The sequence below is a fragment of the Xylanimonas sp. McL0601 genome (assembly GCF_049852175.1).
Lineage (GTDB): Bacteria > Actinomycetota > Actinomycetes > Actinomycetales > Cellulomonadaceae > Xylanimonas.
In genome coordinates this window covers 3,128,519-3,142,284 of record NZ_CP187527.1, presented here as the reverse complement: position 1 = coordinate 3,142,284, position 13,766 = coordinate 3,128,519, and the positions used below count along the sequence as shown (strand labels likewise).

The 13,766-nt window shown below is 73.3% G+C and carries 11 protein-coding genes; 4 read left to right on the top strand and 7 right to left on the bottom strand.

Going from position 1 to position 13,766, the window contains the following annotated elements:
• Positions 1 to 27: 27 nt before the first annotated feature.
• Both ACO4JP_RS14595 and ACO4JP_RS14590 read left to right on the top strand, forming a co-directional pair.
• Positions 28 to 711 carry a MerR family transcriptional regulator gene (locus ACO4JP_RS14595; RefSeq protein ID WP_425954700.1) on the top strand — a complete coding sequence of 228 codons (684 nt, stop codon included), beginning with the start codon at positions 28 to 30 and terminating at the stop codon, positions 709 to 711.
• Complete coding sequence (locus ACO4JP_RS14590) at positions 708 to 887, top strand: hypothetical protein (RefSeq protein WP_425954699.1); 180 nt, start codon at positions 708 to 710, stop codon at positions 885 to 887. Before ACO4JP_RS14595 ends, ACO4JP_RS14590 begins: the two co-directional genes overlap by 4 nt.
• 72 nt (positions 888 to 959) lie before the next feature.
• Here the strand turns inward: ACO4JP_RS14590 and ACO4JP_RS14585 are convergent, their stop codons facing one another.
• Both ACO4JP_RS14585 and ACO4JP_RS14580 read right to left on the bottom strand, forming a co-directional pair.
• Positions 960 to 2,756, bottom strand: coding sequence for a biotin carboxylase N-terminal domain-containing protein (locus ACO4JP_RS14585; protein ID WP_425954698.1), 1,797 nt, complete (start codon positions 2,754 to 2,756; stop codon positions 960 to 962).
• A gap of 92 nt (positions 2,757 to 2,848) precedes the next feature.
• Positions 2,849 to 3,526, bottom strand: coding sequence for a Maf family protein (locus tag ACO4JP_RS14580; RefSeq protein ID WP_425954697.1), 678 nt, complete (start codon positions 3,524 to 3,526; stop codon positions 2,849 to 2,851).
• A gap of 213 nt (positions 3,527 to 3,739) precedes the next feature.
• Between ACO4JP_RS14580 and ACO4JP_RS14575 the strand changes: the two genes are divergently transcribed.
• Positions 3,740 to 7,576, top strand: a complete 3,837-nt coding sequence (locus tag ACO4JP_RS14575; RefSeq protein WP_425954696.1) for a S8 family serine peptidase — start codon at positions 3,740 to 3,742, stop codon at positions 7,574 to 7,576.
• Between the two features lie 54 nt (positions 7,577 to 7,630).
• Here ACO4JP_RS14575 and ACO4JP_RS14570 read toward each other — a convergent pair whose 3' ends face one another.
• From ACO4JP_RS14570 to ACO4JP_RS14550, 5 genes are read right to left on the bottom strand one after another with little or no spacing between them, the layout of a single operon-like run.
• Positions 7,631 to 8,551: an AEC family transporter gene (locus tag ACO4JP_RS14570; protein WP_425954695.1), complete on the bottom strand. Its 921-nt coding sequence runs from the start codon at positions 8,549 to 8,551 to the stop codon at positions 7,631 to 7,633.
• 11 nt (positions 8,552 to 8,562) lie between these two features.
• Positions 8,563 to 10,257: a DUF885 domain-containing protein gene (locus tag ACO4JP_RS14565; protein ID WP_425954694.1), complete on the bottom strand. Its 1,695-nt coding sequence runs from the start codon at positions 10,255 to 10,257 to the stop codon at positions 8,563 to 8,565.
• Between the two features lie 56 nt (positions 10,258 to 10,313).
• On the bottom strand, positions 10,314 to 10,556 hold the full coding sequence (locus ACO4JP_RS14560; protein ID WP_425954693.1) for an acyl-CoA carboxylase epsilon subunit: 243 nt from the start codon (positions 10,554 to 10,556) through the stop codon (positions 10,314 to 10,316).
• Positions 10,553 to 11,095 carry a hypothetical protein gene (locus ACO4JP_RS14555; RefSeq protein ID WP_425954692.1) on the bottom strand — a complete coding sequence of 181 codons (543 nt, stop codon included), beginning with the start codon at positions 11,093 to 11,095 and terminating at the stop codon, positions 10,553 to 10,555. The genes ACO4JP_RS14560 and ACO4JP_RS14555 overlap by 4 nt, the downstream gene beginning before the upstream one ends.
• A gap of 58 nt (positions 11,096 to 11,153) precedes the next feature.
• Positions 11,154 to 12,749 (bottom strand): acyl-CoA carboxylase subunit beta, encoded by a 1,596-nt coding sequence (locus ACO4JP_RS14550; RefSeq protein ID WP_425954691.1) that lies wholly within the window; start codon positions 12,747 to 12,749, stop codon positions 11,154 to 11,156.
• 110 nt (positions 12,750 to 12,859) lie between these two features.
• On the opposite strand from ACO4JP_RS14550, the gene ACO4JP_RS14545 reads away from it, so the two are divergent.
• Positions 12,860 to 13,732 carry a biotin--[acetyl-CoA-carboxylase] ligase gene (locus ACO4JP_RS14545; protein WP_425954690.1) on the top strand — a complete coding sequence of 291 codons (873 nt, stop codon included), beginning with the start codon at positions 12,860 to 12,862 and terminating at the stop codon, positions 13,730 to 13,732.
• The last annotated feature ends 34 nt before the right edge of the window (positions 13,733 to 13,766 follow it).

Here is a 13,766-nt window from a genome sequence, read left to right as displayed (position 1 = left end):
TCGTCGACCGGCCTTGACCCTCACACGGTGTCAGGGACCACCGTGGGTGTCGCCATGTTCAGCATCGGAGAGCTCGCGACGATCGGCCGGGTGTCCGTGCGCATGCTGCGGCACTACGACGAGATCGGCCTGCTGCGGCCCGCACGCGTGCACCCCGTCACGGGGTATCGCGCGTACGCGCCGGAGCAGGCCGCCGCGCTGCGGCGCATCGTGGAGCTCAAGGGCCTCGGCCTGCGGCTCGACGACGTCGCACGCGTCGTCTGCGACGGGGTGGACGACGGCGAGGTGCGGCGGCTGCTGACGGCCGCCCGGCTCGAGGCCGCCCATCGCATCGCCGACGACACCGCGCGCCTCGGTCGTATCGACACGGAGCTCCGCCGACTCGAAGGAGAGGTTGCCATGTCCAGCACCATCGACGTCCAGGTGCGCGCCGTCCCGGCCGTGCACGTCGCCACGCTCACCCGCCCCGCACCGGGGTTCGGGCCCGAGAACATCGGACCCGTCGTCGGGCCCATGTTCCCCGAGGTCGGGCGCCTGCTCGAGGAGGCAGGGGTCCCGATCGCCGGGCCGCCGATCGCGGACTACACCGCGGACGAGGCCGGCGACGGTTCCGGGGTCCTCGTCACCGTCGCCTTCCGGTCCCGGAGACGACGACGGCGGTGCCGGGCCTCGACGTCACCGAGCTGCCGGCGATCGACCACGCCGCGGTGACCGTCTACCACGGCGCGATGACCGGTATCGGCGACGCGTGGATGGCGTTCATGGACCGCGTCACGGCCGACGGCCACGAGTTCGCGGGCGCGTGCCGCGAGGTCTACCTGTCCGAGCCGGGCGTCCCGGAGGAGGACTGGGACACCCAGCTGATCCAGCCGATCACGCCGAGGTAGGGAGCAGAGCAGTGGTTTCGACAGGCTCAACCACCGGTGGTTGAGCCTGTCGAAACCACCACCCCCTCGGGGTCAGACGATGTCGCAGATCGGGGCGCCCGCCGTCACGCCTTCGCCCGGGGCCGCCGACAGCGACTGGATGGTGCCCGCGCGGTGGGCCAGCAGCGGCTGCTCCATCTTCATCGCCTCCAGGACCACGACCAGGTCGCCCTCGGCCACCTGCGCGCCCTCCTCGACGGCGACCTTGACGATCGTGCCCTGCATCGGCGACGTCAGCGTGCTGCCGGTGGCCCCGCCGCGCGCGGCGCCGTTGCGGCGGCCCGTGGGCCGGCGCGCGGCCGCACCCCGCGAGTTGGCGGTGCGAGCCCGGCCCGCGGCGACACCCAGCCCGGCGGGCAGCACCACCTCGAGGCGGCGACCGCCGACCTCGACGACGACGCGCTCCGCCTGCGGCTGCAGGTCCTCGTCGTCGGGCTCCGGCGTCGCCGGAGCGGCCGGCGCGAGCGTGGCGAGCACGTCGGCGAAGTCCGTCTCGATCCAGCGCGTGTGCACGCGGAACGGCTCGTCGCCGGCGGGGACGTAGTCCTCGGACTCGAGCACCGCGCGGTGGAACGGCACCACGGTGGGGATGCCCTCGACCTCGAGCTCGCGCAGCGCACGGCGCGCGCGCTGCACGGCCTGCTCGCGGGTGGCGCCCGTGACGATGAGCTTGGCGATCATCGAGTCGAAGTTGCCCGAGACGGTGTCGCCCTCGACCACGCCGGTGTCCACGCGGACGCCGGGGCCGGACGGCCACTTGAGCGTGGTGATCTTGCCGGGCGCCGGGAGGAAGCCCGCGGCCGGGTCCTCGCCGTTGATGCGGAACTCGAGCGAGTGCCCGCGAACCTCGGTGGCGTCGTAGCCCAGCGCCTCGCCGTCGGCGATGCGCAGCTGCTCGCGCACCAGGTCCACGCCGGTGACCTCCTCGGTCACCGGGTGCTCGACCTGCAGGCGGGTGTTGACCTCGAGGAACGAGATCGTGCCATCGACGCCCACGAGGAACTCGCAGGTGCCGGCGCCGACGTACCCGGCCTCGCGCAGGATCGCCTTCGACGCACGGTCGAGCTCGGCCTGTTGCGCAGCGGTGAGGAACGGCGCGGGCGCCTCCTCGACCAGCTTCTGGTGGCGGCGCTGCAGCGAGCAGTCGCGCGTCGAGACGACGACGACGGTGCCGTGGGCGTCCGCGAGGCACTGCGTCTCCACGTGGCGCGGGCGGTCGAGGTACCGCTCGACGAAGCACTCGCCGCGACCGAACGCCGCGACGGCCTCGCGCACGGCCGACTCGTACAGCTCGTCGATCTCCTCGAACGTGCGGGCGACCTTGAGGCCGCGGCCGCCGCCGCCGAACGCCGCCTTGATCGCGACGGGCAGGCCGTGCTCCGCGGCGAACGCGTGCACCTCGGCCGCGGACTCGACCGGGTCGGGCGTGCCGGGCACCAGCGGGGCGCCGGCGCGCAGAGCGATGTGCCGTGCGCTCACCTTGTCGCCGAGGCTCTCGATCGCGGCGGGCGGCGGGCCGATCCAGACGAGGCCGGCGTCGATCACGGCCTGCGCGAAGGCGGCGTTCTCCGAGAGGAACCCGTAGCCGGGGTGCACGGCGTCGGCGCCGGACCGCTTGGCGACGTCGAGCAGCTTGGCGACGTCGAGGTAGGTCTCCTGGGCCCTGGTCCCGCCGAGGGCGAACGCCTCGTCGGCGAGGCGCACGTGCAGCGCCTCTCGGTCAGGATCGGCGTAGACCGCGACGGACGCGATGCCGGCGTCGGCGCAGGCACGCGCGACGCGGACGGCGATCTCGCCGCGGTTGGCGATGAGGACCTTGGTGATGGGCACGGCTCACCGTAGCGCGGGGGCGGCCCGGCTGACCGGACCGTACGCGCCAAGCACCCCGAGGGACGTTTGGAGGAATCCGCCAAAGCCGGAAGTCAGCCTCGCAGCTGCCGGAACGGGACGTCGATCTCCTCGAGCAGCGCGCGCAGCAGCGGGAGCGAGAGGCCGACGACGCCGTGGTAGTCGCCCTCGATGCTCTCCACATACGGGCCACCGAGCCCGTCGACCGTGAACGCTCCGGCCACCTGGAGCGGCTCGCCCGTCGCGACGTAAGCGGCGATCTCGGCGTCGTCGAGATCGGCGAAGTGCACCGCGGTCGACGACGTCGCGCCCAGCGTGGCGCCCGTGCCGCCGTCCGCCTCGTCGCGCAGGTCGACGATCCAGTGGCCGGTGTGCAGCACGCCCGCGCGGCCGCGCATGGCCTGCCAGCGCGCGACGGCGTCGTCGGCGTCCCTGGGCTTCCCGAGGATCTCGCCGTCGAGCTCGAGCATCGAGTCGCAGCCGACGACGACGGAGTCGGCGACCTGGGCGCCGCGCATGTCGGCCGTCGCCTCCTCCTCCTCGACGCGGCGGGCGACGTCCTCGGCCTTGGCCTGCGCGAGCACGAGGACGGCGTCGGCGGGCTCGAGCTCGCCGAACCTCTCGCGCGCGTCGGCGAGCACGGCCTCCTCGTCGACGCCGGACACCACCACGGTGGGCTGGACCCCGGCAGCACGCAGGGTGCTCAGCCGGGCGGGAGACGCGGAGGCGAGGACGAGATGCACACGGGCCACGCGAGCACCCTAACCGGCGTCGAGCCGACGACTGCTCGTCGGTGCGTCCACGGGCTCCGCTGCGCACATGAGCACCTGCGCAAAGCCGCACCCGCGACCTGTTGTGCGGCGGGTGCGTGAAGCACCACCGTGGCGCCGACCTCGCGCGCTCCCGGCACGCGGCCCCCCGGCGCAAGGAGAGAGATGTCCAGGAGTCTCAGACGAGCCACGCCCGTGGCGCTGGCAGTCGCGGCGGCGCTCGCCGTCCCCGCGGTACCGCCCGCCGCTGCCGCGTCGTCGCCGCCCGACGGGCCGCCCGCCCACCACCTCACGCTGGCGGACGGGTCCCAGGTCACCTGGTACGACGACGGCACGGCGAGCGTCACCGACAGGCGCGGCGGAACGCATCCCCTCGCGGTGCCCCCGGTCACCGCCGCCAACGGGTTCGGACAGACGTATGTGCCCAGCGCCGAGGGGATCGAGGCACGGGCCACGGGCGGGACGTTCCGGCTCGGTGGCTCGGCCTCCGTCGACACGATGAACACCCACCAGCCGCTGCCCAAGAAGGTCGTCTCGGCGGCGCAGGCGCGGTCCACGGCGGCCAAGGCCACCGCGGTGGCCGCCGTGCCGGCGAACGACGGGCTGGCGAGCTCGTTCTCCTCCTGGCTCAACACGCAGGGCGTCGACGCTATCGGCGCGTTCGTGGACGCCGACCGCTATCTCGGCGCGCTGCCCGGCGAGGGCCAGGTCATCACCAACGTCTCCATCGGCGACGTCGACGACGACACGACGGTCGTCAAGGACGGCCAGCGCTACCTCGACATCCCGTCGATGCCGCTCATCCCGACGTACGTCGCGGACGCTTCCGGAGCACTCGACCCGACCGGGACCGTCGAGGGGCAGGACCCGTCGCTGGGAGAGGTGCTGCTCGACTTCTCGATGATGTCGTCGCTGCCGCACGACCGGCAGCGCCCCGAGGCTCTCGGTTCGGGGGCGACCGACCTGCTGGGGATCGCTCCCGGTGCGGACTACCGCCTCGTCGTCGCGAAGGAGCCCTCGTTCGAGGGCATCCGGCAGGCGTTCGTCGCCGCGGCCCACCAGACGCCGCGGCCCACGGTCATCACGGCGAGCCTCGGCGCCGGCACCGACACCAACATCGGGTTCCCCGGGCGCTGGCTGGAGGACGACCCGGCGATCCGGGAGACGCTCCGGCAGATCGTCGCGTCCGGCATCACCGTCGTCGTCAGTGCCAACGACGGGACGCGGCTCGCCCTCCCGGCCTCCGTGGGCCCCGACGGCGGCAGCACGCCCACCGAGCGCACCACGCGCAAGGCCGAGCAGACCACGCTCGACGACGTCATGCCGACCTCGGTGGCGACCAAGGTGACCGACACCGGGGTCATCGCCGCCGGCTCCACGACCGTCGACGACACGCTCACCACCGCCGACGTGCGGCAGGGAACCTGGCCGACGACCCGCTACAACGGCTCGGCCGCGTACTCGTCGGGCTTCGGGTCGCGCATCGACCTGTCGGCGCCCGGTGACAACCTCCCGTCGTTCGTGCACGTCGAGGGCCGCGGCCCGCAGGCCGTGGGCGTCTCGCTCGGCGGGGGGACGTCGGCGTCGGCGCCCATGATCGCGGCGGCGGCCGCCGTCGTGCAGCAGGCAGCGCAGGCGACCGGGCAGACCCTGACGCCGGAGCAGGTCCGCAAGGTGCTGGTCGACACGGCTCGCCCGGTGGCCACGCCCCCGCAGGCCGACCAGGAGCTGCACGTCGGCCCCCAGATCGACGTGACGCGGGCGTTCGAGTCCGTGCTGGCGCACAAGTACCCGGTCGGGTTCGGCGCGGTGCGGCTCTCCGTCGCCCAGCGTCAGCTGATCCCGACCCTGCAGGGCACGTTCTTCGAGGAGGACACGAACCCCGACGCGATCGACCTCGCGGGTCCGGTCGACGGTAACGACGAAAAGTCGGGCCAGAACGCGGTCTCGCCCATCACGTTCGGCCTTGACCTGACCGGCCCGACCACCGGGCTCGACTACCGGCTCGTCGTCGGCGACCGCATGCTGACCTCGCCGACCGCGAGCATCCGCGTGCTGCCGGCCGAGCTGTTCGACGCCGCCGGGGTGTCGATGACGTCCGGTGCGACGGCGTCGATCCCCGTCCGCTTCGAGGCGGTGCGCCGCGGGAAGGTCGTCGCCGGGCTCAGCCGCACGCTGACCTTCATCCTCTCGGACGGCACCTACGCCCAGGCGCAGGCGCCGACGGTCCCAGGCGCCGTCGCTCTCGGTCAGGACGTCACGGTCTCCTACGACCTGACCGGGGTGCGCGACGTCGTCGACCCGCGCCTGGTCGTCTCCTCGGTGGGGCACTACACCCCGGCGGCGAGGGTCGACATCTTCGACGCGGCCTGGTCGGTGCCGCTGACCGGCCTCAAGGGCACCGTCACCGTCCCGGCCTCGGTGTTCGCCGCGGGCGGCGGCGGGCTCTACGGCGTCGGCGTGCAGACGGCGGTCCTCGGCGGCGTCCTCTCGGTGTACGGCGACTTCCGGGCCTTCCTCGTCGGTCCCGGCGCCGACCAGCGTGCGGCTCCGCTGACGTTCGGCACGTCGCAGGCCGGACCTGACGTCCACTCCATGGCAGTGCGCCGCGGCTCCGCGCAGCTCCCCGTCCGCTGGGACGTGCGCGCCGTCAAGGGCGCGGACGGTGCCGCGCTCGAGATCCTCGCCCCCGCGCCGACCCTGGCGGGCACGCTCAACACCGCGACCAACCAGAACGGCACCAAGCGTGACGACGACGGGTTCAACCACCCGTCGTCGGCGTGGGTCGAGCTGTCGGGGACGCACGGCAGCCTCCCGCTCGACCTGGACGCCCTCGGCCTCACCACCGGCCTGCAGTACCCGCTGCGCGTCATCGCGACGAAGGACGGCGAGCCGGTGGGTCAGGCCTCGCCGACGTCGTTCGTCCAGTACGACGACGGCGACGTCATCGACGGGACGGTCGAGGGCTTCGTCGTCGACGGCGGGACGGCATACGTGTCCCGGGACACGTTCGGAGCGACCGATCTGGTCGACTCGTCGACCGTGCCCTACGACCTCACCACGGGCGCGACGGGCAAGCCGATCAACCGCGACGCCGACGGCAGCCACCTGCAGCTCGTGGCCGGTGTCGACAAGGCCAGCGGGAACGCGCTCTTCATCGAGACCCCGTGGGGTGCGAACCAGCCGCAGATCCGGGTGGTCGGCACGGCGACGGGTACCCCAGTCGCGACGATCGACGTCGACGCCCTGCCCGGCCTGACGCCGAGGCAGAGCTACCCGGGCGGGGCGACCGTCGACCCGGACCGGGGACGCGGCTACGTCGAGGTGTTCGACGGGTCGCAGGGCCTGAGCCTCCTGTACACGGTCGACATGGCCACCGGCGCGGTGACGGGGCCGATCGTGCTCAACCCGGACAACCGGGGACGCACGTTCTCCAACCTCGCCGTCGACGCGGCCACCGGGGCCGTCTTCGCCACCACCGTCGGGACGATGGGGCCGTGCCTCAGCGGGCGCGCGCCCTACTGGATGGTGAAGGCCGACACCGTCGCCCAGACCGTGACGCCGGTCGCCACCATGCCGTTGTGCACGGCGGCGGTCGCACCGGACGGTAACGGCGGAAAGCTCTACGTGTCGGTCGGCGCGGCGGCGCCGAGCCCCTACGGCGGCAACTTTCCGGTCAGCTCGGTCTTCACGATGGACCAGGGCACGTTGGACGCCGGCGAGGCGCACCTCACCGGCACGCGGGGCCCCGAATGGCTGACGGTCGACAAGGTGCACCACGTACTCGTCGAGACCAGCATCTACGAGTCCGGACGGGAGGCCGACAACAACCCGCTGAGCGAGGTCACGGTGATCGACCCCGATACGGGCACGGTCATCGAGCGCAAGCCCGTGGTCAACCTGTTCAACTCGACGGTGTCGTCGTCGAACTTCAACTTCACGTCGAGGCAGGGTCTGTACCTCGACCAGAAGACGCGCACCGGGTTCGTGGTCGACCCCTGGGCGGGCGGCCTGTCGCGCTTCACCTACTGACGCCGGCCCGGATCGCCCGGCGTCCCCGACCGCACGGTCGGGGGCGCCGGGCGCTCAGCTGAGCAGGACGGACGCCGTCAGCAGCACCAGCGGGGACGCCAGCGTCGTCACCAGGATGGTGTCGCGCGCCAGCACCTCGCCGCGGTGGAACCTCGCCGCGTAGTTGTAGACGTTCTGTGCCGTCGGCAGGCCGGCGAGCAGCACCGCCGACAGCACCGCGGCGTCGTCGAGCCGGAACGCGAAGCGGGCCAGCGCCCAGGCCAGCACGGGCATCACCACGGCCTTGACGGCCGACGTCGTCGCGGCCGCGGCCCGCGAGGAGCCCCGCCGCAGCGGCCGCGACCCGTGCAGCGACATGCCGAACGCCATGAGCATCATCGGGATCGCGGCGCCGCCGAGCAGCTCGAGCGGCTTCTCGACGACGTCGGGCACGCCCCATCCGAACCCGCTGACCACCGCGCCGGCGAGCGAGCCGAGGATGATCGGGTTCCGCACCGGCTGCGCCACCACGAACCGCCACGAGAGGCGCCCGGAGGTCTGCGCGTCGAGCACCAGCAGCGTGATCGGCGCGAGCACGAGCAGCTGCAGCAGGATGACCGGCACGACCACCGAGGGGTCGCCGAGCACGTACGCCGCCACCGGCAGGCCGATGTTGTTGCCGTTGACGTACCCGGTCGAGACGGCCCCGACCGTCGCCTCCGGTCCCGGTAGTCGCAGCCGGACCGCGTTGACCAGCAGGAACACCCCCGCCGCGAGCACGGCGGCGGACGCCTGGACCAGCAGCGGCGCCCGGAACAGCGCCCCGAGGTCGGCCTTCGAGATGATCGTGAAGAGCAGCGCAGGGATCGTCACGAAGAACGCGATGCGGTTGAACGCCTCCTGCGCGCCCGGCCCGCCGATGCGCAGCCGGGCGCACACGTACCCGGCCGCGACGACCACCCCGATGATCGCGAAGCCGGTGAGGATGCCTCCCACGCCGGGTGCCGTCAGGCCAGCGCGTCGCGCAGCACGTCGAGGCCCACGGAGCCGAGCGCGAGTGCGCGGGCGTGAAACGCCTTCGCGTCCCAGGCGTCGCCCGCGGCCGCGCGTGCCTCGTCGCGCGCCTGCTCCCACAGGCGCTGGCCCACCTTGTACGACGGCGCCTGCCCCGGCCAGCCGAGGTAGCGGTTGTACTCGAAGCGGACGAAGGCCTCGTTCATGTTGACGTTCGCCTTGAGGAACGGCCATGCCTTCTCGGCGTCCCAGGTGCCGCCGCCCCACTCCGCGGGAGCCTCGAGGCCCAGGTGCACGCCGATGTCGAACACGACGCGCGCCGCGCGCATGCGCTGCGCGTCGAGCATGCCGAGCCGGTCGCCCGGGTCGTCGAGGTACCCGAGCTCGTCCATGAGCTTCTCGGCGTACAGGGCCCAGCCCTCGCCGTGGCCCGAGACCCAGCACATGAGGCGGCGCCACTGGTTGAGCGTGTCGCGCGCGATCACGGCCTCGGCGCACTGCAGGTGGTGGCCCGGGACGCCCTCGTGGAACACCGTCGTCTTCTCGCGCCACGTGCCGAACTCCGTGACGCCCGGCGGCACCGACCACCACATGCGGCCGGGGCGGGTGAAGTCGTCGCTCGGCGGCGTGTAGTAGATGCCGCCGTTGTGGGTCGGGGCGATGAGGCACTCGATGGTGCGGACGGGGGCGGAGATGTCGAAGTGGGTGCCGTCGAGGTCGGCGATCGCGCGGTCCGCGGTCTCCTGCATCCAGGCGCGCAGGGCGTCGGTGCCGTGGAGCTGGTAGCGCGGGTCGGCCTCGAGCTTCGCGACGGCGTCCTCGACCGTCGCGCCCGGGCCGGCGATCTCGCGGGCGACGGCGGTCTGCTCGGCCACGATGCGGGCCAGCTCCTCGACGCCCCACGCGTAGGTCTCGTCGAGGTCCACCGCGGCACCGAGGAACTGGCGGGAGAAGAGGCCGTAGCGCTCGCGCCCGACGGCGTCCTCCTCCCGGGCCCGCGGTGCGAGGTCGTCCTCGAGGAACGAGGCGAGGCGTGCGTACGCCTCGCGCGCGGCGGCCGCGCCGTGCTCGAGCTCCTTGCGGACCAGCGAGCACGCGGCCGAGTCGTCGAGCACCTCGGCGTCCTTGCCGTGGATGAAGCTCGAGAAGAACGAGTCGTCGCCCGCCAGCTCGCGCGCCTGCGCGACGGTCTCGCGGACCTGCCGGATCGCCGCGACGTTGCCGCGGCGTGCGGCCTCGTTCAGCGACGCGGCGTAGCCCTCGACGGCGCCCGGCAGCAGGTTGAGGCGGGATGCGATGTTCTCCCACGCCTCGACCGTGCCGGTGGGCATGATGTCGAAGATGTCCCGCAGGTTCTGCACCGGCGAGGCGATGTTGTTGAGCTCGGCCAGCGGCTCGCCCGCGTCGTGCAGCTCGACGGCCAGCCCCAGGCGCTCGCGCATCGCGGCGAGGGTCACGCGGTCGACGTCGTCGACCGGGTCGAGGCCCTCGAGCGACCGCAGGGTCGTGCGGTCCAGCTCCGCGCGGGCGTCATGGCCCGAGGGGGACAGGTCGGTCATGCGGTCGTCGTAGCCCGGCAGGCCGATGGCGGTCGCGGCGAGCGGGTCGAGCGCCGCGACGTTCGCGACGTAGGCGTCGGCGACGGCGTCGATGGCGGACTGGGGGCGCGGGGTCTGGGCCGAGGTCACGGACGCGAGCCTACTCAGCACGCTGCCTCACGCCACGGAGCTCGCGCCGATCTCGGTCAGCCCCGCAGGCTCCAGCGCCATGCGTCGGCGTTGTGCCGCCCCGACCGGCCGCCGAAGCTCCGCGCGGTCACGCCGGCCCCGTTGCCGCGCACGCTCCGCGCGCGGTCGGTCCACTCCTCGAGGGGAGCGGCGTCGTCGGGCAGCCCCGACGCGGCGGCGACCGCTGCGAGGCCGGCCACCAGCGCGGCGACCTCGACCTCGTCGGGCTCGCCGCGGACGATCCGCATGGAAGGCGTCATGCGTCGTCCTCCTCGTCCTCGTCGTCGCCGAACCCCGGTGCCGCGCCGCGCGAGGCGGCCCACTCCACGACGTCGTACCCGCCGTCGGCGAACCGGTTGGTCGCCTCCTCGCCGGCCTCGTCGAGCAGGTCGATGACGCCGTCGAGCGTCATGTCCGCGCCCTCGTGCGGGGCGGCCACCACGAACCCGAGGTAGAACACCTCGGCCTGCTCGACACCCGCGGGCAGGTCGTGGGCGTGCTCGTGCTCGTGCTCGTCGTCCTCCGGCTCCCACACCGAGCTGGTGAGGTCCGGGTGCATGCCGAGGCGGTCGTGCAGCACGTCGAACAGACCCGCGTTGAGCTGACCGATCCGGTTCTCGAGCGCGAGGATCCGCGGGTCGTCGTCGGACTCGGCCGCGCCGAACTCGGCGCGCACGCCGACGGCCGTCCCAACATACTCGTGCAGCGCCGCGGCCAGGGCGTCCACCGCGGCGTGCATCGGCGCGGGGTCGACGGCGGGCAGCGGGGCGGGGCCGTGCGTGGTGTCCTCGTGGCTCATTCGGCGATTCTCTCCGTTCCGGGGTGGTTTCGACACACTCAACCACCGGGGATGGCACTCAGAGCGGGATGTTCCCGTGCTTCTTGGGCGGCAGGCTCGCGCGCTTGGTGCGCAGCGCGCGCAGGGCGCGCGTCACCTGGACGCGCGTCTCGGACGGCCGGATGACGGCGTCGACGTATCCGCGCTCGGCGGCGTCCCACGGGTTCACGATGGCGTCCTCGTACTCCACGGTGAGGCGCTTGCGCTCGGCCTCGACATCGCCTCCTGCGGCGGCGACGTCGGCCAGCGCGCGGCGCTGCAGGATGTTCACCGCGCCGCCCGCGCCCATGACGGCGACCTGCGCCGTCGGCCACGCGAGGTTGACGTCGGCGCCCAGCTGCTTCGAGCCCATGACGATGTACGCGCCGCCGTACGCCTTGCGCGTGATGACGGTGACCAGCGGCACGGTGGCCTCCGCGTACGCGTAGATGAGCTTCGCGCCGCGGCGGATGATGCCCTGGTGCTCCTGCCCCACGCCCGGCAGGAAGCCCGGCACGTCGACGAACGTCAGCACCGGCAGGTTGAACGCGTCGCACGTGCGCACGAACCGCGCGGCCTTCTCGGCCGCGTCGATGTCCAGGGTGCCGGCCATCGACATCGGCTGGTTCGCGATGATGCCGACCGCCTGGCCCTCGACGTGGCCGAACCCGATCAGCACGTTGGGCGCGAACAGCGGCTGGACCTCGAGGAACGAGTCCGGGTCCAGCACCGTCTCGACGACCGTGCGCATGTCGTACGGCTGGTTGTCCGAGTCGGGGATCAGCTCGTCGAGCGCGGCGTCGTGCTCGGTCTCCTCGAGCTCGACGTCCTCCGGCGGGAACGACGGCGGGTCGCCGAGGTTGTTCTGCGGCAGGTACCCGACGAGGTGGCGCACGTAGTCGATCGCGTCCTCCTCGTCGGACGCCATGTAGTGCGCGACGCCGGACTTCTCGTTGTGGGTACGCGCACCGCCGAGCGTCTCGAAGTCGACGTTCTCGCCGGTCACCGAGCGGATGACGTCCGGCCCGGTGATGAACATGTTCGACGTGCCGTCGGCCATGACGATGAAGTCCGTCAGCGCCGGGGAGTACACGGCCCCGCCCGCCGACGGCCCGAGGATCAGCGAGATCTGCGGGATCACGCCCGACGCCGCCACGTTGCGCCGGAACATCTCGGCGAACTGCGTCAGCGCCGCCACGCCCTCCTGGATGCGGGCGCCGCCGCCGTCCGAGATGCCGATGATCGGCACGCCCGTGCGGAGCGCGAGGTCCTGCACCTTGGCGATCTTCTGGCCGTGCACCTCGCCGAGCGAGCCGCCGAACACCGTGAAGTCCTGCGAGAACACGCAGACCTGGCGGCCGTCGACGGTGCCGTAGCCCGTGACGACGCCGTCGCCGGGGATGCGCTTCGCGTCGAGGCCGAAGTTGCGGGAGCGGTGGGCGGCCAGCGCGTCCAGCTCGACGAACGAGCCCTCGTCCAGCAGCGCATCGATGCGCTCGCGGGCCGACTTCTTGCCGCGCGCGTGCTGCTTCGCCTGCGCGGCGGCCTCCGGCTCGGTGACGGCGGCGGCGCGGCGGCGCTCGAGGTCGGCGAGCTTGGCGGCGGTCCCCGTGAGGGTCTCGATGGCGGCGTTCACAAACCACCAGCCTAGTTGGGCACTCCGTACAGATCGATGCGCCCGCCGACGCGTCGCGATGCGAACTTTTGGTGGGACCCGACAACGCCCCGGTGCGGCAGGATGGCCCCGTGGAACCTTCGAACCTCGATGTCGAGGCCGTGCGGAGCGCAGTGCTGCGACCTGTTGGACCGTGGGCGAGCGTCGACGTCCTCCCCGTGGCCGCGTCCACCAACGCCGAGCTCGTGGAGCGGGCGCGGGCCGCGGACGAGGCCGGCACACCGCTCGACGCTCCGGCGGCGCTCGCCGCCGAGCACCAGACCGCCGGGGTGGGCCGCGCGGGCCGGAGCTGGGAGACACCGCCGCACGCCGCGCTGACCGTGTCGATGCTGCTGCGCCCGGACGTCCCGGATGTCGCGCTCGGGTGGCTGCCCCTGCTCAGCGGGCTCGCCATGGTGCGCGTGCTGCGCGACGCCGGGGTCCCCGCCGCGCTCAAGTGGCCCAACGACGTGCTGCTGCCCGCGGGGGAGTCGCTCGACGGGTTCGGGCCGTGGCGCAAGGTCGCCGGCATCCTCGCGCAGGTCGTCCCGGGCGGCGGGGTCGTCGTGGGGATCGGTCTCAACGTCGCCCAGGCGACCGACGAGCTGCCCGTACCCACCGCCACCTCGCTCGCGCTGTCCGGCGCACCCGCGCCTGCGCTCGACCGCACGGCCCTGCTCGCCGCGCTGCTGCGCGAGCTCGCCGCCGTCGTCGAGCGCTGGTCGGCCGACGACGGCGACGCCGACGTGCCGGGCCCCGGCGGCGCGCCGTCGCTCGTCGACGAGTACGCGGCGGTCTCCGCGACCCTCGGGACGCTGGTCCGCGCCGACCTCGCGGGGGGCGGTGGCACGGTCGAGGGCACGGCCGAGCGCCTGTCCGACGACGGTGCCCTCGTCGTCGTGCGGGCGGACGGGAGCGTGCGGATCGTCGCGGCGGGGGACGTGCACCACGTCCGCGAGGCCTGACCCCGGGCGCGTGGGTGCCACCTAGACTGACCGC

Excerpts from the sequence above, each read along its gene's own strand:
- ACO4JP_RS14555 (WP_425954692.1), bottom strand. The coding sequence starts at position 11,095 with ATGAGCCACGAGGACACCACGCACGGCCCCGCCCCGCTGCCCGCCGTC.
- ACO4JP_RS14560 (WP_425954693.1), bottom strand. The coding sequence starts at position 10,556 with ATGACGCCTTCCATGCGGATCGTCCGCGGCGAGCCCGACGAGGTCGAG.